This window comes from Stenotrophomonas sp. WZN-1 (genome assembly GCF_002192255.1).
Lineage (GTDB): Bacteria > Pseudomonadota > Gammaproteobacteria > Xanthomonadales > Xanthomonadaceae > Stenotrophomonas.
In genome coordinates this window covers 2,807,006-2,830,006 of the sequence record NZ_CP021768.1, presented here as the reverse complement: position 1 = coordinate 2,830,006, position 23,001 = coordinate 2,807,006, and the positions used below count along the sequence as shown (strand labels likewise).

At 67.0% G+C, this 23,001-nt stretch carries 16 protein-coding genes and 1 pseudogene; 13 read left to right on the top strand and 4 right to left on the bottom strand.

Going from position 1 to position 23,001, the window contains the following annotated elements; translation table 11 throughout:
* Window positions 1–89: 89 nt before the first annotated feature.
* A pseudogene (locus CCR98_RS13410) lies at window positions 90–1,097 on the bottom strand (pyridoxal phosphate-dependent aminotransferase); the annotation flags it as partial.
* A 209-nt stretch (window positions 1,098–1,306) separates the two neighbouring features.
* On the opposite strand from CCR98_RS13410, the gene ligA reads away from it, so the two are divergent.
* From ligA to CCR98_RS13365, 9 genes are all read left to right on the top strand, one after another.
* Window positions 1,307–3,778, top strand: a complete 2,472-nt coding sequence (ligA, locus tag CCR98_RS13405; protein WP_198361093.1) for an NAD-dependent DNA ligase LigA — start codon at window positions 1,307–1,309, stop codon at window positions 3,776–3,778.
* A 49-nt stretch (window positions 3,779–3,827) separates the two neighbouring features.
* Window positions 3,828–4,313, top strand: a complete 486-nt coding sequence (locus CCR98_RS13400; protein ID WP_014037728.1) for a GNAT family N-acetyltransferase — start codon at window positions 3,828–3,830, stop codon at window positions 4,311–4,313.
* Entirely contained in the window at window positions 4,310–5,266 is a 957-nt protein-coding gene (gene epmA, locus CCR98_RS13395; RefSeq protein ID WP_087923015.1) for an EF-P lysine aminoacylase EpmA, read from the top strand. The genes CCR98_RS13400 and epmA overlap by 4 nt, the downstream gene beginning before the upstream one ends.
* 138 nt (window positions 5,267–5,404) lie before the next feature.
* Window positions 5,405–6,133 (top strand): DUF3011 domain-containing protein, encoded by a 729-nt coding sequence (locus tag CCR98_RS13390; protein WP_087923014.1) that lies wholly within the window; start codon window positions 5,405–5,407, stop codon window positions 6,131–6,133.
* Between the two features lie 47 nt (window positions 6,134–6,180).
* Entirely contained in the window at window positions 6,181–7,245 is a 1,065-nt protein-coding gene (gene mtnA / locus CCR98_RS13385) for an S-methyl-5-thioribose-1-phosphate isomerase (RefSeq protein ID WP_087923013.1), read from the top strand.
* Between the two features lie 217 nt (window positions 7,246–7,462).
* Window positions 7,463–10,183: a DNA gyrase subunit A gene (gene gyrA, locus CCR98_RS13380; RefSeq protein WP_087923012.1), complete on the top strand. Its 2,721-nt coding sequence runs from the start codon at window positions 7,463–7,465 to the stop codon at window positions 10,181–10,183.
* Window positions 10,184–10,314: 131 nt separating this feature from the next.
* A complete protein-coding gene (locus CCR98_RS13375; RefSeq protein WP_087923011.1) occupies window positions 10,315–12,837 on the top strand; it encodes a membrane-bound PQQ-dependent dehydrogenase, glucose/quinate/shikimate family in 2,523 nt (840 codons plus the stop codon).
* Between the two features lie 125 nt (window positions 12,838–12,962).
* Complete coding sequence (locus CCR98_RS13370; RefSeq protein ID WP_087923010.1) at window positions 12,963–14,051, top strand: lysozyme inhibitor LprI family protein; 1,089 nt, start codon at window positions 12,963–12,965, stop codon at window positions 14,049–14,051.
* Between the two features lie 47 nt (window positions 14,052–14,098).
* Window positions 14,099–15,730 carry a peptidoglycan-binding protein gene (locus CCR98_RS13365; RefSeq protein WP_087923009.1) on the top strand — a complete coding sequence of 544 codons (1,632 nt, stop codon included), beginning with the start codon at window positions 14,099–14,101 and terminating at the stop codon, window positions 15,728–15,730.
* A 50-nt stretch (window positions 15,731–15,780) separates the two neighbouring features.
* On the opposite strand, the gene CCR98_RS13360 is transcribed toward CCR98_RS13365, so the two are convergent.
* Window positions 15,781–16,770, bottom strand: a complete 990-nt coding sequence (locus CCR98_RS13360) for a zinc-dependent alcohol dehydrogenase family protein (RefSeq protein ID WP_087923008.1) — start codon at window positions 16,768–16,770, stop codon at window positions 15,781–15,783.
* Window positions 16,771–16,888: 118 nt separating this feature from the next.
* Here CCR98_RS13360 and CCR98_RS13355 point away from each other — a divergent pair, with 118 nt between their 5' ends.
* Both CCR98_RS13355 and CCR98_RS13350 read left to right on the top strand, forming a co-directional pair.
* Complete coding sequence (locus CCR98_RS13355; protein ID WP_087923007.1) at window positions 16,889–17,794, top strand: LysR substrate-binding domain-containing protein; 906 nt, start codon at window positions 16,889–16,891, stop codon at window positions 17,792–17,794.
* Window positions 17,795–17,845: 51 nt separating this feature from the next.
* Window positions 17,846–18,355, top strand: coding sequence for a DUF4952 domain-containing protein (locus CCR98_RS13350; protein ID WP_087923006.1), 510 nt, complete (start codon window positions 17,846–17,848; stop codon window positions 18,353–18,355).
* Between the two features lie 25 nt (window positions 18,356–18,380).
* On the opposite strand, the gene CCR98_RS13345 is transcribed toward CCR98_RS13350, so the two are convergent.
* Together CCR98_RS13345 and CCR98_RS13340 are read right to left on the bottom strand one after the other, a co-directional pair.
* A complete protein-coding gene (locus tag CCR98_RS13345) occupies window positions 18,381–18,773 on the bottom strand; it encodes a DUF3037 domain-containing protein (RefSeq protein ID WP_087923005.1) in 393 nt (130 codons plus the stop codon).
* A complete protein-coding gene (locus CCR98_RS13340) occupies window positions 18,751–19,527 on the bottom strand; it encodes a HipA family kinase (RefSeq protein ID WP_087923004.1) in 777 nt (258 codons plus the stop codon). Before CCR98_RS13340 ends, CCR98_RS13345 begins: the two co-directional genes overlap by 23 nt.
* Before the next feature lie 456 nt (window positions 19,528–19,983).
* Between CCR98_RS13340 and CCR98_RS13335 the strand changes: the two genes are divergently transcribed.
* Both CCR98_RS13335 and CCR98_RS13330 read left to right on the top strand, forming a co-directional pair.
* Entirely contained in the window at window positions 19,984–20,313 is a 330-nt protein-coding gene (locus CCR98_RS13335; protein WP_049443219.1) for a hypothetical protein, read from the top strand.
* Window positions 20,314–20,481: 168 nt separating this feature from the next.
* Window positions 20,482–22,944 carry a prolyl oligopeptidase family serine peptidase gene (locus CCR98_RS13330; RefSeq protein WP_087923003.1) on the top strand — a complete coding sequence of 821 codons (2,463 nt, stop codon included), beginning with the start codon at window positions 20,482–20,484 and terminating at the stop codon, window positions 22,942–22,944.
* The last annotated feature ends 57 nt before the right edge of the window (window positions 22,945–23,001 follow it).

Below are 23,001 nucleotides of genomic sequence, written 5' to 3'. Positions count from 1 at the left end.
CGGTGTGCCGACCAACGGTCGGCACCCACAACAGCAGGTCCACGCCATGCGTGGATGGGGCGAACCAAGGTTCGCCCCCACCAACAGGGTCAGGCCGGCACGCCGGCCACCTTCGCGAACGCGCGGCGGAACGCGGCCATCTCGTCCTCGCTGCCGACGGTTACGCGCACGCGCTGCGGCCAGATCGGCCAGCTGCGCCCGATCACCACGCCGTTGTCGGCCATCGCCTTGGCGAACGTGCTGCCGTCGCGTTGCACGTCGACCACGAAGCAGTTCGCTTCCGACGGCAGGCAGCTGAAACCGCGCTTGCCCAGCCATGCAATGGTGGCCTGGCGAACCCTGGCGTTCTGCAGGCGACGCAGCGGAATCAGCTGCGGATCGTGCAGGCTGGCCAGCGCCGCCGCCAGCGCGGGCACCGGCAGCGGGTTGTCGCCGAGGCTGGCCAGCTCGCGCAGACGCTCGGGATGTGCGGCCGCCAGGCCCAGGCGCAGGCCGGCCATGCCGTACAGCTTGGAGAACGTACGCAGCACGATCAGATCGTCGCGCTGCGTCACCTGTGCAATCAGGCTGGGCTGCTCGCTGTATTGCAGGTAGGCCTCGTCGACCAGCACGCGGGTGGACGCGGGCTTGTGGGCCAGCAGCCAGGCGAGCTCATCCGGTGGGCTGATCGAGCCGGTCGGGTTGTTCGGATTGCACACGTACAGCAGCCCGGTCGGGCGCGCATGCGCGGCGGCGACCATCGCACGCAGGTCGTGTGCGCCGTCATTGCGCAGCGGCACCTTCTGCACATGCGCGCCATGTGCGGCAGCGACCTCGCCCAGGGTCTCGAAGGTGGGGTCGGCCACCACCAGCCCCGCCTGCGGGCCGGTCCACAACGTGGCGGCGCGGTTCAACGGTTCGCTGGAGCCCGGATAGAGGCGCACATGGTCGGCCGGGATGCGGGCCTGCTCGATGAAGGCATCACGTACCTGAGCCGCCAGTGCGAAACGGTAGCGGCCGCAACCGGCGATGCTGTCGCGTGCCGCCTGCTGGGCCGCGGGCGAGGGGCCGTAGGGGCATTCGTTGAAATTCAGCAGCACCGTACCTTCCAGAGCGGGGGAGTGGTCGGAACGTACCAGAGCGGGGGAGTGGTCGGAACGTACCAGGGCGGGGGGAGTGGTCGGAACGTACCAGAGCGGGGGGAGTGGTCGGAACGTACCAGGGCGGGGGAGCGCCAGTCGCCCAAGCTCGACGCTACAAAGGCGGGGCCGTTACCGGGCGTGACAGCCGGGCGCGGTAGAATCCCCGGCCATCCCAGAACCACCGGATCCCGATGAGCCCCAGCCCCGCCGAACGCGCCGAAGACCTTCGCCGGCAGATCGCCCAGGCCAACCGCGCCTACCACGAGCTGGACGCGCCGGAGATCCCCGACGTCGACTACGACCGGATGGTGCGCGAGCTGGAAGCGCTGGAGCGCGAGCACCCGGAACTGGCCCGTGCCGACAGCCCGACCCAGCAGGTCGGTGCGCGCCCGTCCGGCCGCTTCCCCGAAGTGCGCCATGCGGTGCCGATGCTGTCGCTGTCCAATGCCTTCAGCGATGAGGAAGTGGCCGACTTCGTGCGCCGCATCGATGAGCGCCTGGGCCGTCGCAGCCTGCGGTTCTCGGCCGAACCGAAGATGGATGGCCTGGCGATCAGCCTGCGCTACGAGGACGGTCATTTCGTACTCGGCGCAACCCGCGGTGATGGCAGTACCGGCGAGGACGTGACCGCCAACCTGCGTGAGATCGGCGACGTTCCCAAGCGCCTGCACGGCAAGGACTGGCCGGACGTACTGGAGGTGCGTGGCGAGGTCTACATGGCGCGCGCCGACTTCGAGGCCTACAACGAACGCGCGCGCCAGCAGGGCGGCAAGGTGCTGGCCAACCCACGCAACGCGGCAGCCGGTTCACTGCGCCAGCTTGATCCGAAGATCAGTGCGCAGCGCAGGCTGAGTTTCTTCGCCTACGGCACCGGCGAAGTGCAGGGCGGCGAGTTGCCGGACACCCATTCGGGCACGCTGGCCCAGCTCGGTGCCTGGGGCTTTCCGGTCAGCGAGTTGTGCAAGGTGGTGGAAGGCACCGACGGCCTGCTCGGCTACTACCGTGACATCGGCGAGCGTCGCGATGGCCTGCCGTTCGACATCGATGGCGTGGTCTACAAGCTGGATGACCGTATCGGCCAGCAGGCGATGGGCTTCGTTTCGCGCGCGCCGCGCTGGGCCATCGCGCACAAGTTCCCTGCACAGGAACAGAGCACCACGGTGGAAGCGATCGAGATCCAGATCGGCCGCACCGGTGCCGCCACGCCGGTCGCACGGCTGGCGCCGGTGGCGGTGGCCGGCGTGATCGTATCCAACGCCACGTTGCACAACGCCGATCAGATCGCGCGCCTGGATGTGCGCGTGGGTGACAGCGTGATCGTGCGACGCGCTGGCGACGTGATTCCAGAAGTGGTCAGCGTCATCCTCGACCGCCGCCCGCAGGGCACCACGCCCTGGCAGATGCCGACGCGCTGCCCGGTGTGCGGCTCGGAAATCGTGCGCGAGGAAGGAGCAGCTGCGTGGCGCTGTTCGGGCGAACTGTCCTGCCCGGCGCAGCGCAAGGAGGCCATTGCCCATTTCGCTTCGCGTCGTGCGATGGATATCGACGGCCTCGGCGACAAGTACATCGAAACCCTGGTCGACGCCGGCATCGTCAGGAGCGTGGCCGATCTGTACCGGCTCAACCGCGACCAGCTGCTGCACCTGAAGCTGGTGCTGGACGCCGAGGATCCGTCGGCACTGGCCGCCGCGCTGAAGCTGCACCTGCCGGCCGAAGGCAGCGGCGCGGTGCTCAATGCGGTGCTCAAGCTGGATGGCAACGATCCGGCGTGGCGCGCGCAGGCGCTGGCGCAGCCGGCCAGCTTCGAATGGAATACGAAGAAGATCGCCACCAAGTGGGCCGACAACCTGATCGCGGCAATCGACGCCAGCCGTGCGGCCACGCTGGAGCGCCTGCTGTTCGCGCTTGGCATCGAGCACGTCGGCGAGAGCACGGCCAAGGCGCTGGCGCAGTGGTTCGGTGACCTGGAGCTGATCCGCCACCTGCCATGGCCGTTGTTCAAGCGCGTGCCGGACATCGGGGGCGAAGTGGCGCGTTCTCTCGGCCATTTCTTCGAGCAGCAGGGCAACCAGCAGGCCATCGATGACCTGCTGCAGGTCGGGCAGGTGCGCATCAGCGATGTGCACGCGCCCAGCGCCAAGCTGCGCGAAGGCCTGGATCTGGCGCAACTGCTGGTTGAATCGGAAATTCCCGGCATCACCCGCCTGCGTGCGGAGAAGCTGGCGGCTGCGTTGCCGGGCGCTCAGGCGGTGCTGGATGCCGAGCATGGCCAGTTCGTCAACGCCGGCCTGCCGGACGACACCGCGCGTGGATTGGCCGACTGGCTCGATGCCGATGGCCATGGTGCGATGCTGCTGGCGGCTGAGGAGGCGATGCAGCAGATCCTGACCAGGGCGCCGGCGCTGGCCGAGATCGTGGCCGGCCCGCTGGATGGGCAGACCGTGGTGCTGACCGGCACCCTGGCCCAGCTCACCCGCGATGCCGCCAAGGAACGCCTGGAAGCGCTGGGTGCCAAGGTCTCCGGCAGCGTGTCGAAGAAGACCAGCTTCGTGGTGGCCGGTACCGAGGCTGGCTCCAAGCTGGACAAAGCACAATCGCTGGGCGTGCCGGTATGGGACGAAGACCGCCTGCTGGCCTACCTCGCCGAACACGAATGATGACCCCGCCGGGTGCCTGGCGCCCGGCATGAAACACAAAGGAACACCGATGCAGACCGCCCCGCTGGATTTCCGCCTGGCCACCCGTGCCGACGAAGAACTGTTGATCGAGCTGATGCGCGAGTTCTACGCCGAAGACAGGATCGACTTCGATGACGCCCGCGTGCGTCGCGGCGTGGACGCGCTGCTGGCCGATCCGCGCAATGGCGAAGTGCTGCTGTGGCTGGACGAGGCGGGCGAGGTGGTTGGCTACGCAGTGATCGCGATGGGCTTCAGCCTGGAGCAGGGGGGGCACTTCATGCTGCTGGACGAGCTGTACCTGAGCCATCGCGCGCGCGGTCGTGGTCGCGGCAAGCAGGCGCTGGCCATCTGTGAACAGCGCGCTCGCGGGCGTGGCGTCAGCCGCCTGCGCCTGGAGGTGAACCACCACAACGAACTGGCCCGGCGCCTGTACCTGGCCAGCGGCTACATCGACGACACACGTGATCTGCTGACCCTGCCGCTCGACCATCCGCGCCCGGAGGGCATCCTGTGAGCGAGGCCCTGCTGCGCGCGTTGCAGCAGCGTGCCGCGCTCAATGCGCTGGTGCGCCGCTTCTTCGCCGAGCGCGACGTGCTGGAGGTGGAAACGCCGATCCTGTCGGTGGCAGGCAACACCGAACCAAACATCGACAGCTTCCATACCGATTTCACCGGCCATGTCGATGCCGGTGGTCGTCGTCGTTGGCTGCGCACCTCGCCGGAGTATCCGCTCAAGCGCCTGCTGGCGGCCGGCGTGGGCGACTGCTATGAACTGGGCCGCGTGTTCCGCAATGGCGAGGCCGGTGGCCGCCACAACCCGGAATTCACCATGCTGGAATGGTACCGGGTCGGGTGGGACCACCACCGGCTGGTGCAGGAAACCGCCGAGCTGGTCGGCCAGGCGCTGGCCCTGGTCGGACGCCGTGCGACGCTGCGCGTGCTGGGTTACCGCGAGTTGTTCCAGCAGCACGTGGGCGTGGATCCGTTCGAGGCCGACGAAGCCGCGCTGCGTGCTGCGCTTGGCGACGTGCACATCGACCCGGTCGGGTTGACCCGTGATGACTGGCTGGACCTGTTGATGACCCACCACATCCAGCCGCATTTCGATGACGCGGTCATGACCGTGGTGCATGACTGGCCGGCCAGCCAGGCCGCGCTGGCCCGCATCCGGCAGGGCACGCCGCCGCTGGCCGAGCGTTTCGAGCTGTACCTGGGGGCAGTGGAGCTGGCCAACGGCTATCACGAACTGAACGACGCCCACGAGCAGCGCGCCCGGTTCCAGCGTGACCTGCAGCGCCGCCACGAACGTGGACAGGTGCAGCCGGCGCTGGATGAAGCGCTGCTGGCGGCATTGCCAGCGTTGCCGGCGTGTGCCGGCGTGGCGGTGGGTGTCGATCGCCTGCTGATGGCGATGAACCGCACGCCACGCATCGCCGATGTGTTGGCCTACGACTTCGCCCACGCGTGATCCTCGCGCGTTGCTGAACATCGCAGGCTGAACGGAACGCGGTTTCTGCGCGCTTGCGTCGGTAAGCAGGATGATGCTCTTATCACGGCCAATGCCGGACACTGGCATGCAGTTCATCCATTCCTGCTGGGGAAGGCTTTGGTCAAGTGGTTCGCGGTTGTCGCTGCACCGGTGTACTCCATTGCGCTCTGGGGTGCCTGGCTGCCGTCATCGGCGTCGGCCCAGCAGGCGGGCTATGACGGCGAAGTGGTGACCTGCGAATCGCGCGACATGGGCTGGGTGCATTGCGATATCGACGTCAGCAATGGCATCGACCTTGTGCGCCAGTTGTCCAGCAACAGTTGCATCCGTGGCAGCGAGTGGGGCACCGACCGCAGTGGCGTGTGGGTTACCCTTGGCTGTCGCGCAGAATTCCGTGCGCGTCGTGCCGAAGGTGCAGCGCCCGCGGCAACGGAAGGCAAGCGCCTGGTCCGCCGTGTGGTGCGTTGCGAATCCAATGGCCGCCCGCAGAGTTGCCCGGTGCGCCTGGACGGGGCGCCGGTGCGCCTGCTGCGCCAGCTGTCGGTGCTGCCGTGCCGCGAAGGGCAGGGCTGGGGCTACAAGCGCAATGAAGTCTGGACCAGTCGTGGCTGCCAGGGCGATTTCGAAGTGGCTGACGAGGACGGTCGTTTTGTCGACGTGCCACGCCGCCTGACCTGCGAGTCGAAGTCGAAGAAGCGCCGCTTCTGTGGGGCGAGCATTTCGGTCGGCGCCGTCGTCACCGAACAGTTGTCCAGCACCCCGTGCGAGGAAGGCAGTACCTGGGGCTGGAGCCGCAACGGGATCTGGGTGGACGGCGGCTGCCGCGCCGAATTCTCGGTGAATTGAGCCCGGGCAGGCTCCAACCACGCGGGGCGTGGCCCTACAATGGGCCCATGAACACTGCCCCTGACATCGACTACGCCCGTTATGACCACATCCGCCCGATCCTGTGGACCGGCGATGCCCTGCAACTGCTGGACCAGCGCAAGCTGCCGTTCGTGGTCGAGCATGTGGTCTGCCATGACAGTGACGAGGTTGCCGCCGCCATCCACGCGTTGACCGTGCGTGGCGCGCCGGCCATCGGCATTGCCGCAGCCTGGGGTGTGGTGCTGGCGGCGCGGGACGTGCAGGCCGCCGATGGTGCGCACGCCCTGCAGCAGCTGGAACCGGCCCTGCAGCGCCTCAATGCATCGCGCCCGACTGCGGTCAACCTGGCCTGGGCGCTGGCGCGCATGCGCCGTTGCCTGAACGCCGCCGGCGCCGACTGGAAGGCCTTGCTGGAATCGGAAGCGCAGGCCATCGCCGAGGAAGACCTGGCCGCCAACCGCCACATGGGCGCACTGGGCGCGGGCCTGATCGAGGCCGGCAGCGGCGTGCTGACCCACTGCAATACCGGCTCGCTGGCCACTGCAGGCTTCGGTACCGCGCTGGGCGTGATCCGCGCCGGCATGGCCCAGCACCGCATCGCCCGCGTGTTCGCCGGCGAGACCCGGCCGTGGCTGCAGGGGGCACGCCTGACCGTGTGGGAGCTGCAGCAGGATGGCATCGATGCCACCCTGATCGCCGATTCGGCTGCCTCGCACCTGATGAAGACCGGCGCCGTGCAATGGGTGATCGTGGGCGCGGACCGCATCTGCGCCAATGGCGATACCGCCAACAAGATCGGCACCTACCAGCTGGCCATCGCCGCCCGCCACCACGGTGTCAGGTTCATGGTGGTGGCGCCGTCCTCGACCGTGGACATGGAGACCGTGGACGGCAGCCAGATCGAGATCGAGCAGCGCGACCCGGGGGAGCTGTACGGCGTGGGTGGCACCCGTACCGTCGCCGAGGGCATTGCCGCCTGGAACCCGGTGTTCGACGTCACCCCGGGCGAGCTGATCGACGCCATCGTGACCGAGCGCGGGGTCATCCTGAACCCGACCGCCGAGAACATGCGCGCCGCCTTCGGCGGTTGAAGCGCAAGGGAGGGGGCGGCGTTACCTCCGCCCCCGGTAGTGCCGGCCGCTGGCCGGCAACCCCCTAAGTTCCTGATTTGTGCCGGTAAAATCCCCGTAAAGGGAGGCGAAAAACGGCCTGTTGTGGTAGTATCCACAGGTTGAATCGAGGTTCCGGCACGACTCCCTCCCGCAGGGGTTGCGCCGGACTGGACCGCTACCAGACAACGGAACCCGAATGGCAGAAACCGCCAAGGAAATCATCCAGGTCAACCTGGAAGACGAGATGCGCAAGAGCTACCTCGATTACGCCATGAGCGTGATCGTGGGCCGCGCGCTGCCGGATGCGCGCGACGGCCTCAAGCCGGTGCATCGCCGCGTGCTGTACGCGATGAACGAACTCAACGCGCACAGCAACAAGCCCTACTTCAAGTCGGCGCGTATCGTCGGTGACGTCATCGGTAAGTACCACCCGCATGGCGATCAGTCGGTGTACGACACGCTGGTGCGCCTGGCACAGCCGTTCTCGCTGCGCTACATGCTGGTCGACGGCCAGGGTAACTTCGGTTCGATCGACGGCGACTCCGCTGCAGCGATGCGATACACCGAGGCGCGCATGTCGCGCCTGGCGCATGAGCTGATGGCGGACATCGACAAGGAAACCGTCGATTTCCAGCCCAACTACGATGAAAAGGAACTGGAGCCGACGGTCATGCCGACCCGGTTCCCGAACCTGCTGGTCAATGGTTCGGCCGGTATCGCGGTGGGCATGGCGACCAACATCCCGCCGCACAACCTGAGTGAATCGATCAACGCCTGCATCGCGCTGATCGACAACCCGGAGATCGATGTCGACGGCCTGATGGAATACATCCCGGGCCCGGACTTCCCGACTGCCGGCATCATCAATGGCACCGCCGGCATCGTCGCCGGCTACCGCACCGGCCGTGGCCGCGTGCGCATCCGTGCCAAGGCCGATATCGAAGTGGCCGACAACGGCCGCGAATCGATCATCGTCACTGAAATTCCTTACCAGGTGAACAAGGCGCGTCTGATCGAGAAGATCGCCGAGCTGGTCAAGGAAAAGAAGATCGAAGGCATCAGCGAGCTGCGCGATGAGTCCGACAAGGACGGCATGCGCATCTACATCGAGATCAAGCGCGGTGAATCTGCCGAGGTTGTGCTGAACAACCTGTACCAGCAGACCCAGATGGAATCGGTGTTCGGCATCAACATGGTGGCGCTGGTCGATGGCCGCCCGCAGTTGATGAACCTCAAGCAGATGCTGGAGGCGTTCGTCCGCCACCGTCGCGAAGTGGTCACCCGCCGCACCGTGTTCGAGCTGCGCAAGGCGCGCGCCCGTGCGCACGTGCTGGAAGGCCTGACCGTTGCGCTGGCCAACATCGACGAGATGATCGAACTGATCAAGACCTCGCCGAACCCGAACGAAGCCCGCGAGCGCATGCTGGCACGCGTGTGGGAGCCGGGCCTGGTCGGTGCGATGCTGGGTGCGGCCGGTGCCGAAGCCTCGCGTCCGGAAGACCTGCCCAAGGGCGTGGGCCTGATCGAGGGCGGCTACCAGCTGACCGAGATCCAGGCCACCCAGATCCTGGAGATGCGCCTGCACCGCCTGACCGGGCTGGAGCAGGACCGCCTGACCGACGAGTACAAGCAGCTGCTGGAAGTGATCGCCGGGCTGATCCACATCCTGGAAGATCCCGACCGCCTGCTGCAGGTGATCCGCGAGGAGCTGGTCAACGTCAAGGCCGAATTCGGCGATGAGCGTCGTACCGAAATCCGCCACAGCGAAGAAGACCTGGACATCCTCGACCTGATCGCGCCGGAAGATGTGGTGGTCACCGTGTCGCATGCCGGTTACGTGAAGCGGCAGCCGGTGAGCGTGTACCGCGCACAGCGCCGTGGTGGCCGTGGCCGCAGTGCGGCGGCGACCAAGGAAGAGGATTTCATCGAACAGCTGTGGCTGGTCAACACGCACGACACGCTGCTGACCTTCACCAGCTCGGGCAAGGTGTTCTGGCTGCCGGTCTACCAGCTGCCCGAAGCCGGTTCCAACGCCCGCGGCCGTCCGATCATCAACTGGATCCCGCTGGAGCCGGGCGAACGCGTGCAGGCCGTGCTGCCGGTGCGTGAGTACGCCGACGGCCAGTTCGTGTTCTTCGCCACGAAGAACGGTACGGTCAAGAAGACCCCGCTGAGCGAGTTCGCCTTCCGCCTGGCCCGCGGCAAGATCGCGATCAACCTCGACGAGGGCGATGCCCTGGTCGGTGTTGGCCTGACCGATGGCGAGCGTGACATCCTGCTGTTCGCCTCCAACGGCAAGACCGTGCGCTTCGGTGAAGACAAGGTCCGCTCGATGGGCCGTACCGCCACCGGCGTGCGCGGCATCAAGATGCCGGCCGGCGAGGAAGTGGTCAGCCTGATCGTGGCCGAAAGTGCCGGTGGCATCGAGGACGAGAACGAGGACGACAACGGTGTCGAGGAAGCCGTCGCCAATGGCGATGCGGTGATCGACGGCGCCGACGACGCCAGCGTGCAGTACATCCTCACCGCCACCGAGAACGGCTACGGCAAGCGCACGCCGCTGCCGGACTATCCGCGCAAGGGCCGTGGTACGCAGGGCGTGATCGGCATCCAGACCACCGAGCGCAACGGCAAGCTGGTCGCCGCGGTGCTGATGGGGTCGGGCGACGAAGTCCTGCTGATCTCCGATGGCGGCACCCTGGTGCGTACGCGTGGCTCGGAAATCAGCCGCGTCGGCCGCAACACCCAGGGCGTGACCCTGATCCGCCTGTCCAAGGACGAGAAGCTGCAGGCGGTGGAGCGCATGGACGCCTCGATCGACGAGGACGAGGACGAGGTGGCAGTGGCCGCCCCGGCCCCGGCCACGACCGATGGCGCCCCGGCGGCTGCCAGCAGCGAAGACGCCGCACAGGAGTGATCCTGCCGCGAGCCTGAGGTACCCGACGACGCCGGCCCCGTGCCGGCGTCGTCGTATCCGGATGCTGCACATACGCGCGCGCTTCACGCAGGCGGTGGGATAACGGCGCATGCTGCCCCCGGAGATCGACGATGTCCGCCACGCCGCAGTCCGCTCCCGTCCGCGCCTCCCGGCATCCTCTCGTTACCGTGCTGTCGCTGCTGCTGGTCGTGCTCGGCCTGGTCATCGGCGGGCTTGGCGCGTGGCTGCTCAGCCTGGGCGGCTCGGCGTACTACGCCATCGCCGGGGCCGGCCTGCTGGCCAGTGGCCTCCTGTTGTTCGGCAATCGCCGCAGTGGCGCGCTGCTGTATGCGCTGGTGTTCATCGGCACGCTGCTGTGGACCTGGTGGGAGTCGGGCAGCGACTACTGGCGCTGGGTACCACGGCTCGGCCTGGTGACTGCGCTCGGCATCGTGCTGGCGCTGCTGGCGCCGACCCTCCACCAACCGGTCTCCCGGCGCCTGTCGCGCAGCGTGGCCGGCGTGCTGATGCTGGTGTTCGTCGCTGCCTTCGGATTGGCGTTCACGCCGCACGGCGAAGTGGACGGGCACCAGCCGTTCCCGGAAGGTGCGGTCAGCGCCGGGCTGGAGCCTACGCGCGATACCACGGGCCTGCAGCCGGCTGATCAGCCCGCCGAAGGGGACTGGCCCGCGTGGGGACGCAGCAATGCCGCCACCCGCTATTCGCCGCTGCGGCAGATCACCCCGGCCAACGTGGCCACGCTGCAGCCGGCCTGGCAGTTCCGTACCGGTGATATGCCGAAGAAGCGCTGGGGCGCGGAAACCACGCCGCTGAAGATCGGCGACCGCCTGTACCTGTGTACCGCCCGCAACCGCCTGATCGCACTTGATGCGGCCAGCGGCAAGGAAGTGTGGCGGTTCGATCCGAAGGTGAAGGACGCTTCGATTCCGTACACCGCCGCCTGCCGCGGCGTGAGCTACTACGAGCAGCCGGCCACGCCGACCTTCGCCGATGCGGCATTGGCCGATGTCGCTGCTGATCTGGCGTTGCCGGAACCGCCACCCAGTGCCACCCGCAGCGCTGCACCAGGCAGTCGCCCGGCGTGCTGGGCGCGCATCATCGAAGGCACGCTGGACGGGCGCATCATCGCGGTGGATGCGGACAGCGGCCGCCCGTGCGCGAATTTCGGCAACAACGGCCAGGTCGACATCACCTTGGGCATGGGCGAGGTACCCCCCGGATACGTGTCGATCACCTCGCCGCCGGCCATCGTGCGCGGGGTGATCGTCACTGGCCACCAGGTGCTGGATGGGCAGCGCCGTGATGCGCCATCGGGCGTGATCCAGGCCTACGACGCGATCACCGGCAAGCTGCGCTGGGCGTGGGACATGGACCAGCCCGAGCGCAGCGGCCTGCCGCCGCATGAGCAGACCTACACGCGCGGCACGCCGAACATGTGGACCACCGCGACCGGTGATGAGGCGCTGGGGCTGGTCTATCTGCCGCTGGGCAATTCCGCGGGCGATTACTGGAGTGGCTCACGCAGCGAAAGCCAGAACCGCTATGCGACCTCGCTGGTGGCGATCGATGTGGCCACCGGCAAGCCGGCCTGGCACTTCCAGGCCGTGCGCAAGGATGTGTGGGATTACGACCTGGGTTCGCAGGCCAGCCTGATCGACTACCCGACGGCGGCGGGCAAGGTGCCGGCGATCCTGTTGCCGACCAAGCAGGGTGACCTCTACATCCTCGACCGCCGCAACGGCCAGCTGCTGACCGCCGCCGAAGAGCGCAAGGTGCCGGTCGGTGGTGTCGAACCGGAACAGCGCTCACCCACGCAGTTGTTCTCGCTGTACCACACGCTGCGCCGCGAGCATGACCTGACCGAGCGCGACATGTGGGGCATCACTCCGATCGACCAGCTGATCTGCCGTATCCAGTTCCGCAAGGCGTACTACGAAGGCTTCTACACGCCACCGAGCAGTGACCGCCATTCCATCGAATACCCCGGCTACAACGGCGGTTCGGATTGGGGCAGTGTGTCCATCGACACGCGCCGCGGCGTGATCGTGGCCAACTACAACGACATGCCCAACTACAACCGGCTGGTGCCACGCGCGGAGGCCGACCGGCTGGGCTGGCTGCCGCGCGAGAAGATCCGGTTCGACAGGGGGGGAGCAGAAGGTGCGGGTGATCCGCAGGTGGGCACGCCCTACGCCATCCAGGTCAATGCCGGTTGGCGGCTGCCGTTCACCGGTCTGCTGTGCAAGCAGCCGCCCTATGGTGGCATCCGTGCCATCGATCTGCGCACCGGCAAGCTGCTGTGGGATCGGCCATTTGGCAGCGCGCGCGGCAATGGGCCGTTCGGCATCCGTTCCGGCCTGCCGATCGAGATCGGCACGCCGAACAACGGTGGTTCGGTGGTGACTGCCAGCGGACTGATCTTCATCGCCGCCGCCACCGATGACCTGCTGCGTGCCATCGACCTGAAGACCGGCAAGGAGCTGTGGCACGCCAAGTTGCCTGCGGGCGGCCAGGCCAACCCGATGGTGTACGCGCAGGACGGGCGCCAGTACGTGGTGATCATGGCTGGCGGCCACCATTTCATGGAAACCCCGAACGGCGATTACGTGATGGCATTCGCCCTGCCGAAATAGCGGCTGCCGGCCTGAACACGGCATGCGGGGCTGTGATCGCTGTCGCTGAAGTTGCGCTGGCGAGCGGGCAGCATCCATCATCGGAACAGGACGGGGCCGGCCAACGCCCCCAGGGAAGGAAACGCATGCTGAAATCTGAACGCCTGCCGGGGCGCGCCACCCGGTTGCTGGCCGGACTGCTTCTGCTTGGCCCGTGCCTGGGGGCAAGCGCGCAGGCGTCACCCCAGCCCGCCGTACGCAAAGTGCCCAGTGGTGCCGAACTGATCGCGGGCGATGCGCGCTATCTGAGCCCCGCCCATGCGCCCTGCATGGCGGCCGCGGGTAACGCGCTGGACGCCCAGCGTCGTTGTGCGGACGCTGAATTCAAGGTGCACGACGATGCGCTCAACGCCGCCTACAGCGCGGCGCGCTCCGCGCTGACGGCCAGTGACCAGCAGGTGCTGCGCGACCTGCAGCGGCAATGGCTGCGCCAGCGCGACAGCCGCTGCCCGGAAGGTGGCACGGCCGTTGCCCAGCTGGATGCACAGCAGTGCCGCACGCACATGACCCTGCTGCGTGCCCGTCAGTTGCAGGGCGGTGGTGCGGCGGCGCTGGTGGCGGAAGCCAAGGCGGCCCCGGCGCCCGCGCAGGCCGCTGTGCATACCGCCGATGCCGCGCCCGACAAACAGGGCAGGATCATCCTGCGGCCCGGCGCGGGCAGGATCACGCCTGCACTGCAGGTGGTGTTCCAGGTGGCCGATTGCAGCGGCACCGACAACGTGACGACCTGCCGGGTGCGCAGCATGAGCGTGACCCGTGGAGGGCGCAACGTGGCGGTCACGGGCGTGCAGCCGCGCCTGACCCGCGCTGGTGCCGATGCGCAGGGGGAGGCCGCCGTGCTGCTGACCGTTTCGGATTTCAATGGCGATGGCGTGCCGGACCTGCAGGTGTGGCAGGACAACAACGGCGTCTACAACGTACCGGTGCATGCGTTCTACCTGTTCGACGCCAAGGGCAACCGCTATGTGCGTGCCAAGGCATTGGAAGCGGCCATCGGTGGGCGCGACATCGACCATATCGACAATGGGCGGTTCGTGCTGCGTGCGAAGGTCAGCCCGTGCGAGCGCGAGGACAAGGTCATCCAGCTGCGCGGAACCGAGCCACGCACGCTGCTGCAGCGACGCTATGACACCTGCAGGGGCGAAGCCCCTACCGAATCGGACCTGCTGAAGTAGGCCGTCCCCTGACGAACGGATGCGTTCCGGAACTGGAGAGCTGAAGGATGAGCGAAGGCTATGGAAAAGGTGGGGTGGGCTTCGGCCTGACCCGGGACCAGTCGGTCGAGATGATCGTGCGCACCTGCATCGACAACGGCATTACCGACCATCGGCAGATTGCCTACGTGCTGGCCACGGCGCAGCACGAATCGCGTGATTTCGCCGCGCCCGAGGAAGACTGGGGCAGGAAGCAGGCGGTGGATCTGCGCTACTTCGGCGGCGAGGAATATTTCGGCCGGGGCTTTGCCCACCTTACCCACGTCAACAACTACGAGCGGCTGGGCGAGGCACTGGGCATGGGCCGCGAGCTGGTCGAGCATCCGGAACGGGCAGCCCAGGCGGAAATCGCCACCAAGGTGCTGGTGGTGGGGATGCGCGATGGCATGTTCGGTGCGCGGTTGTCCGACAACGTCAACGCCAACCATGCCGACTACCGGCAGGCGCGGGCCTCGGTCAATGGCGGTGAGCTGATCAACGGCAGTCCCTATCCGGACGCCATCGCCACGCTGGCCACCGGATGGGAATCCCAGGTGGCCGGCCTGGTCCAGCGTGTGCAGCAGCCAGGCTTCCAGATGCCGGTGCCAACCCTCCAGGCGCCCGCCGGGGCGATGGACCTGCACCGGGGTGATGCCAACCAGCAGGTGCTGGAGGCGCAGCAGTACCTGCAGCGGTTGGGCATCCGCAACAACGCCAATGCCGCGATCAAGCCCGACGGTGATTTTGGCGTCTCCACCGAGCAGGCCGTGCGTCGCTTCCAGACCGAGCGGGGCATCAGTCCCGCCAATGGCCGCATCGACGATGCGCTGCTGGAGCGCATGCGCAGCGACACGCTGGCGATCGATCCGGACTTCAAGCGCCGTACGGTGACCGACCTGACCGGCCCGCTGGCCGATGGCAACCTGGGCCCCGGTGAGAAGGGCGAGCCGGTGTTCGAGATGCGCCGCCAGCTGGAGGCATTGGGGTACCTGACCGAACCGAACCCACGTGCCGAGCGCGAGGCGCGCACGTTTGATGCCGGCATGCAGGCGGCCATGCGCACCTTCCAGCAGGACTACGGCCTGCCGTTGCGCCCGGGCGGCATCATCGACGCGGATGCGCGCCGGCAGTTGAACGATGCCGCCGTCGCACGCGAGCATGCGCCGACCACCGAGTTCGACCGCGCGGAGAACTGGCCGCCGCAGCGTCCGCCCTATACGCGGGCGGAGTTCCAGCCGGAGCAGGTGCAGGCGCGGCAGCAGGCGGTGGCCAATCCACCGGTCGCTGGTCCGGCCACGCCGGAGCCCGCACCGCAGCCCAATGGCGTGGAATCGCTGTCACCCAGGGACGCCGCGCTGTTCGAGCGCATCCGCCAGGGCGCGCCTGGCAGCATCGGCGACGAGCACGTGATGCAGGCGGTACTGGAATCCAAGCGCAATGGCATCGACGATGCCGGGCGCGTCGACCGGGTGATGATGGCCGGAGATCGCCTGTGGGTCGCCGGGTTGATTCCAGGTGAGCGCGCCAGCGTGGATACGGCGCAGCCCGCGCGCTCGATGGAGGACACGGTGAACGATCTGTCCACCGATAACCGGCAGCGCGAGCACCAGCTCGCCGTCGACAGCCGCCAGCATGAGAGCCGCGGGCCTTCAATGGCCTGAGCCTGTGGCAGCGACGCGCCCGTTGTGGGCCTGTCGCTGCCGCCAGGGGATTACAGCGTCACCACCACCTTGCCGATCTGCTCGTTCGATTCCAGGTAACGGTGTGCGTCCTGGATCTGCGCGAACGGGAACACCCTGGCGATCTTCGGTGCCAGCGTGCCCTTGTCCAGGCCATCGACGATGAACGCCTTGGCACGTGCCAGCGCGGCATCGTCGGAGACGATTTCCGAATACAGGTAGCCCTTCAGCGTCAGCGACTTGCCCAGCACGTTGAACAACGGGAACGGCGTGGGTTCGCTGCTCAGCGCGCCGTACTCCAGCAGGATGCCGCCACGCGCCATCGCCTCGGTCAGCGGCACGAACTGCGGGCCACCGATCGGGTCGAACACCACGCGGGCACCGGCACCGCCGGTGATGCGCGCCACTTCGGTTGCCAGGTCCTGCTCCTCGGTGGCGATGACATGGGTGGCGCCGGCATCGAGCAACGCCTGGCGCTTGCCCGGGCCACGCGTTACCGCGATCGGCGTGGCACCTACCGCGTTGGCGATCTGGATCGCGGCCAGGCCGACGCTGCTGCTGGCAGCGGTGATGATGACGAAATCCCCGGCGGTCAGGTGCGCCTGCTCCAGCAGTGCGCCCCAGGCGGTGACGTACTGCATCCACACCGCAGCCGCCGTTTCGAAGCCCAGCGCCTGCGGGTGCTTGACCACCAGTCGTGCCGGCACGTTGGCCAGCTCGCCGTAGGTGCCCCAGCGCGCGATATCCAGTGGCGGCACCACACTGACCGCATCGCCAACGGCGAACCCGTTCACCGCACTGCCGACCGCTTCGACAATGCCTGCCGCTTCATAGCCCAGCCGGCTGGGGAACTGCGCTTCCTGCAGGTAGGCACCGTTGCGGAACATCACCTCGGCGCGGTTCAGGCCGATCGCCTTGACCCGGATCTGGACTTCGTCGTCGGCGGCGGCGGGGACGTCGATGTCGTCGATGCGCAGTACATCGGCATTGCCGTATTCGTGGATGCGGACAATCTGGCTCATGGGGGCTCCTGGGCAAGGCCGGCGCTGGGGCTGGCAGAAAGGTGAGGGCTACTGTGCGCGTGGCCTGCACCCAGAATAAGGGGTAATCTGGTGTTTCATTGAAAAATAATTGTTTGCAATGGACCTGATCGCTCCCCTGCGTACGTTCGTCAAAGTGGCCGAGGTCGGCTCCTTCGCCGCGGCTGCCGACGCGCTGGACCTGTCGCCGCAGCTGGTCGGCAAACACGTGCAGTCGCTGGAGCACCACCTGGGCGTGCGCCTGCTCAACCGCACCACGCGCAAGCAGAGCCTGACCGACTTCGGCCAGGCCTACCTGGCGCGGGCGCGGGTGATCCTGGAAGAAGTGGAGGGGGCCGAGCAGCTGGCCCAAGTGGCGCGTGGGCGGCCGATGGGGCGCCTGCGCATCAGCGCACCGGTCACCTTCGGCGTGCACGCGCTCGGGCCAGCGGTGGTGGCCTACCTGCAGCAGTACCCGGACGTGCAGGTCGATCTGAACCTGTCCAACAGCCTGGTGGATATCGTTGAGGACGGCTTTGATCTGGTATTCCGCACCGGTGATCTGGCCGACAGCGGGTTGGTGGCGCGACGGTTGGGGCCGTATCCGCTGGCGCTGTGTGCGTCTCCGGGTTATCTCGCTTCACGTCCGGCCATTACCCATCCGACCGATCTCAGCCGACACGAGTGCCTGGGATTCGCGCATTCGATCATCCGCACGCGCTGGAGTTTCCGCGACACCGATGGCAGCGTGCTGACCGTGCCGGTATCCAGCCGCTTCCTGGTCAATCAGGCCGAGCCGTTGCTGACCGCCGCCATCGGAGGGCTGGGGCTGATCCTGCAACCGCACGAAATGCTGGCCAGCGCATTGGCGCGCGGTGACCTGGTGGAAGTGCTGCCGGCGTACGTGCCGGTGTCGACCTGGATCAACCTGGTGTATCCACGCGATCGCCAGCTGACACCCAAGCTGCGCAGCTTCCTCGACTTCTGCGTGGCGTGGTTCAACGAACAGACCATGGCACGGCGATAGCGCGACCATCGGTTAGCATGGTTTCCATCAACCGCGAAGGATCGCCCCCTCATGTCGCCTCCATGGCCGGAACGCCTCGCGCGTTTCATGCTGACGGTACTGCCCGCATTGCTGTTCACCACCCGTTTGCAGGCTGCCGAAGGTCCAGCGCAGGCGCTGGCGGAGTGGGAGGCGCACGGCCGTGCCGACGGCCTGGCCCGACCTGACGCGGTCTGCCAGGACTTCCTGCAGGCAATGGGACGGAAACCCGAAGGACTGGAATACACCGGCTGCAGCCAGGACGATGCGTCCTACATCAAGCCGATGGAAGCCCACTATCGGGTTGCGGGTGCCGGGGCAGCGAAGGTAGAAGCCTTCCTGCACGCAACGTTCGGCCTGCCTGCGTTGCGTTACGTCTGCTGCGGTTGGAGCAACGGTGCACCCTATTACTGGCGCGAAGGTCCGGACGCGGTGCGGTACCAGATCGGCATGGGTGTGGAATCGCTGCCGCACGCGCGGAGCGAATGGCATCGCATCGAGGCATTCAATGTAACCGTTGAGGTGTTGCGGCAGAGTCCCTAGCGCCGATACAGCGGGCGTAGCCTTGTCATTCCGGTACCCGCACCATCTTCTTCATCAGGTGTTCCACCACGCCCGCAGGATCGGCAGTGCGGCCGACATGCGTGCTCGACATCTGCACAACCGAACTGCGCTTGGCGGTAAGGAAGTGGAAACGTGCACGTGCCGGCAGCTGCGCGATCGGCCCGGCGCTGGCATCGCCGCGGCAGATGGCCACGATCGCATCCAGCCATGGCTGCAAGGCGTCCTGGTCCAGCGCCGGAGCGAACGCGTGCAGGCGTGCCGGATCGATCTCGATGGCGGCTTCCAGATGGCGTGCGCCGGGGCAGGACACGATCACCCCGACGTTGATGAATTCCTCGCGTTCCACCCGCGGTACCACGCGGATGACCGCGTAGTCATACGTGTGCAGCGTGGGCACGGATGGCCTCCTGCACGAACACCGCACGCACTTTCAGGCGGTGCTTGAGATAGTCGATGTAGCCCTGGCGATAGGCCTGCGGGCTGTCGAATGCCGGCTCGTTGACCAGCCAGCTGTCCGGCACCAGGCCGACGATCCGCTCGATCTCGGCGTCGGTCAGGCGGGCGGCCAGCTCGGCATCCACCTCGGCGATGCGGCTGGCGAACGACAGCAGCACGTGGTCGCGGATCAGCACGAAGGGCTTCTCGCAGGCATCGCCGGCGTTGGCCCAGTCGTGATGGAAGTACATCGCCGCGCCGTGATCGATCAGGTACAGCTTGCGATGCCACACCATCAGGTTGGGATTGCGCGTGGTGCGATCGACGTTACTGGTGAACGCATCGAACCAGACGATGCGCGAGGCCAGGTCTGCATCCACCGGCATCGCCGCCGGATCGTAGTTGATCGCGCCGGGCAGGTAGTCCAGGCCCAGGTTCAGGCCTTCGCTGGCGCGGATCAGCTCCTGGATCTCCGGGTCGGGCTCGGTGCGGGCGAACTCGCGGTCCAGTTCGACGAACAGGATCTCCGGAATCGGCAGGCCCAGCGTGCGCGCCATCTCGCCGGCGATCAGCTCGGCGATCAGCGCCTTCGGGCCCTGGCCGGCGCCACGGAACTTCAGCACGGCCATGCCGTCGTCGTCGGTCTCGATCACGGCCGGCAGGGAGCCACCTTCCCGTAAAGGGGTGATGTAGCGGAGGGCATGTACGGTGCGCATGGACGCATTCTAGCGTGGCGTCCGGGGCAGGCGTGCCGCAGTAGAGCGGGGCGCCAGCTTAATGAACGGCTACTGCGCGAACCACCTGTTACAGGTCGCCTGCAATCTTCACTTGTTCCTTCCGCTCAGAGTGGCAGCATTCGTTCCAACGGAGCAGTACACCCGCGTGTGACCTTCAACAGGAGGCCCTCATGCCGCTACAGTGCAGCTGTCATGCTTCACCGTGTATGCAACGCAACGCGTGGTGTTGACCTTGACCTGACACGGTCAGCCATCGGCGCAGATGGCCGTCCCCCACAGTTCCAGACACCGTTCGCCCATCGCGCCCCGGCGTTGCCCGGTTGGTCCTGCGATCCAGGTACTTGCGCCCCAAGAGAGATCCCTGCGTTGCCGTCGACGCTGGCAACGTGGGGCCGCCGAACCCACGCTATCCCCACAGGCTTTGGAGGTGCTCCGATGAACGACGAATTCAATCCCATGCTGCCCCCACTGGACGATGCGAAGGCCGAGGAAATGATCGGCAAGGTCGTGCTGGTGGGTGTCACCCGCTATGGTGGCGACGGCCAGGTGCAGGGTCTGGAGCAGTACGCGGGCACCGTGCTGCGCATCAGTGCCGACGAAGGCGTGGTGCTGGCCGACGAAGACGATGGCCATGAGCGATACCTGCCGCCCATGCTTGACCAGTACCAGCGAGCCGAGCCCGGCGAGTACCGCATGCGCAACAGCGGCATGATCGTGGTCGACCCCGATTACCTGACCGCCTGGGACCTGCACGCCCAGCAGTGATGACAGACTTCGCCTGGCAGATGCCGGCCTATCGCCGGCCTCTCCGGGCGTGTCCCACTTTGCCCCATCCGGCCACTAGCCCTTCCGGCCCATTCACCCCAACCCCTGCGGTGCTAGATTCGGGTCCATGCCCGATTCCGGGTACCCATTCACACCCAGGGGATAAGGATGCTGATCCGTCGAACCTCTCTGGCGGCGGCTGTTGCCGTTGCCACCGTCGGCCTGCTGGCCGCTGGCCCGGCGCTTGCTGACTACGCGAAGCCGCCGGAACACCTGCTCAAGGTGCTGAAGGCACCGCCGCCGCCGGCACCGAACGTGGCCCCGGGCGGCCAGCGCCTGCTGCTGACCACTGCGCAGACCTACCCTTCGATCAGCCGCGTGGCCCAGCCGTACCTGAAGCTGGCCGGCGTGCGCCTGGAACCGAAAAACCGCAGTCGCCATGACACGCCCGGCGGCTACGGCATTCCGGCCTGCGTGGCCGACTTCACCCTGGTTGATATCGGCAGCGGCAAGGAGACCAAGGTCAACCTGCCGCAGGGCTGCGCCACCGGCGCGCTGTGGTCGGCCGATGGCAGCCACTTCGCCTTCCAGAATGCGGTCGATACCAGCGTGCAGCTGTGGGTCGGAGATGCGGCCACCGGCCAGGTGAAGCAGGTGCCGAACGTGCAGCTGAATCCGATCTTCGGCTACACCGTGCAGTGGCTGGGCGGCAGCCAGAACCTGCTGGTGAAGCTGGTGCCGGCCAACCAGGGCCCGGCGCCCTCCAATGGTGGTGTGCCGACCGGTCCGGACGCGCAGGAGTCGCTGGGCAGCAGCGGCGAAAGCAGTACCTACGAGGCCCGCGACACGCTGACCAGCGTGCATGACGAAAAGCTGTTTGCTTACTACGGCGCCTCGCAGCTGGCCGTGGTCGACACTGCCGCGGGCAGCGTGCGCCCGGTCGGGCAGCCGGCGCTGTTCAACGAGGTCAGCGCCGCGCCCGATGGCGTGCATGTGCTGACCGAGTCGATCAAGGCACCGTACTCGCATGCCGTGACCTACCAGCGCTTCGCCAATGATGTGGCAGTGCTGGATATCAGCAAAGGCCGCAGCACGCCGATCGCCAGCCTGCCGCTGGCCGACCGCGTGCCGGTGCACGGCGTGCCGGAAGGCCCGCGCGGTTTCGACTGGCGTGCCACCGATCCGGCCACCCTGGTCTTCGCCGAAGCGCTGGACAAGGGCGACTGGAAGGTTAACGTGCCGCATCGCGATCGCGTGCTGATGCTGAAGGCTCCGTTCAACGGCAAGCCGACCGAAATCACCCGCACTGCGCAGCGCTTTGAAGGCTTTGCGTGGACCGCCGATCCGGCCGTGGCCTTCCAGTACGAGAACGACGAGAACCGCCACTGGATGCAGACCCGCATCGTCGATGTGGACCAGCCGAAGAAGGAAGGCCGCCTGCTATGGGACATGTCCAGCGATGAGCTGTACGGCAACCCCGGCAACCTGGTCTTCACCCGCCTGCCGAATGGCGCGCAGGTTGTGCGCCAGGACGGCAACCACGTGTTCCTCAGCGGCCGTGGTGCCTCGCCGCAGGGCGATCGTCCGTTCCTGGACCGCCTGGATCTGGGTACGCTGAAGAGCGAGCGCCTGTTCCGCAGCAGCGCCGATGCCTACGAGCAGTTCCTCGGTTTCAGCAACACGCCGGGCCGCTACCTGACCTGGCACCAGTCGGTGATCGATCCGCCGAACGCCTTCATCCGCCAGCAGGGTGAGGCAGTGGCCGATGCGAAGGCCGGCGAGGCGCAGTTCGCGTCGACCACGACCGCGCTGACCAAACTGGTCGACCCGACCCCGGAAGTGCGCCAGATCAAGAAGCAGCTGGTGACCTACAAGCGTGCCGACGGCGTGGACCTGTCGTTCACCCTGTACACGCCGCCGGGCTACAAGGAAGGCCAGCGCGTGCCGGCGATCCTGTACGCCTACCCGGCCGACTTCGCCAACGCCGCGCAGGCGGGGCAGGTGTCCGGTTCGCAGCAGACCTTCACCCGCCTGCAGCCGTACCGCCTGATGCTGCTGGCCGGCTACGCGATCATCGACAACGCCTCGTTCCCGATCGTGGGCAACCCGAAGAATGCCTATGACACCTACCTGGAGCAGCTGGAAGCCGACGCCAAGGCGGCGGTGGACAAGGCCGTGGACATGGGCGTGGTTGACCGCAACCGCATCGGCGTGACCGGCCACAGCCACGGCGGCCTGATGACCGCCAACCTCATCGCGCACACGAAACTGTTCAAGGCCGGTGTGGCGACCAGTGGTTCGTACAACAAGACCTTTACGCCGTTCGGCTTCCAGAACGAGCGCCGCTCGGTGTGGCAGGCGCAGGACGTGTACCTGAAGGCCTCGCCGTTCTTCTATGCCGACAAGATCAAGCTGCCGCTGCTGCTGGTCCACGGTGAGGACGACGCCAACCCGGGCACCGAGCCGTTCCAGTCGCGCAAGCTGTACCAGGCGATCCGTGGCAATGGTGGTACCACCCGGCTGGTGATGCTGCCGAATGAGCCGCACTGGTACACCGCGCTGGAATCGAACGAGCAGCTGGTGTCGGAAATGCTGAACTGGTTCGACACCTACGTGAAGAACGCCAAGTAGCGTCGAGCGTGCTCGACTGCTTTGCACAAGGCCGCCTTCGGGCGGCCTTTCTGCATC

Excerpts from the sequence above, each read along its gene's own strand:
- CCR98_RS13355 (WP_087923007.1), top strand. The coding sequence starts at position 16,889 with ATGGACCTGATCGCTCCCCTGCGTACGTTCGTCAAAGTGGCCGAGGTC.
- CCR98_RS13350 (WP_087923006.1), top strand. The coding sequence starts at position 17,846 with ATGTCGCCTCCATGGCCGGAACGCCTCGCGCGTTTCATGCTGACGGTA.
- CCR98_RS13365 (WP_087923009.1), top strand. The coding sequence starts at position 14,099 with ATGAGCGAAGGCTATGGAAAAGGTGGGGTGGGCTTCGGCCTGACCCGG.
- CCR98_RS13330 (WP_087923003.1), top strand. The coding sequence starts at position 20,482 with ATGCTGATCCGTCGAACCTCTCTGGCGGCGGCTGTTGCCGTTGCCACC.
- CCR98_RS13340 (WP_087923004.1), bottom strand. The coding sequence starts at position 19,527 with ATGCGCACCGTACATGCCCTCCGCTACATCACCCCTTTACGGGAAGGT.
- CCR98_RS13370 (WP_087923010.1), top strand. The coding sequence starts at position 12,963 with ATGCTGAAATCTGAACGCCTGCCGGGGCGCGCCACCCGGTTGCTGGCC.
- gyrA (WP_087923012.1), top strand. The coding sequence starts at position 7,463 with ATGGCAGAAACCGCCAAGGAAATCATCCAGGTCAACCTGGAAGACGAG.
- mtnA (WP_087923013.1), top strand. The coding sequence starts at position 6,181 with ATGAACACTGCCCCTGACATCGACTACGCCCGTTATGACCACATCCGC.
- CCR98_RS13375 (WP_087923011.1), top strand. The coding sequence starts at position 10,315 with ATGTCCGCCACGCCGCAGTCCGCTCCCGTCCGCGCCTCCCGGCATCCT.
- CCR98_RS13335 (WP_049443219.1), top strand. The coding sequence starts at position 19,984 with ATGAACGACGAATTCAATCCCATGCTGCCCCCACTGGACGATGCGAAG.
- CCR98_RS13360 (WP_087923008.1), bottom strand. The coding sequence starts at position 16,770 with ATGAGCCAGATTGTCCGCATCCACGAATACGGCAATGCCGATGTACTG.
- CCR98_RS13400 (WP_014037728.1), top strand. The coding sequence starts at position 3,828 with ATGCAGACCGCCCCGCTGGATTTCCGCCTGGCCACCCGTGCCGACGAA.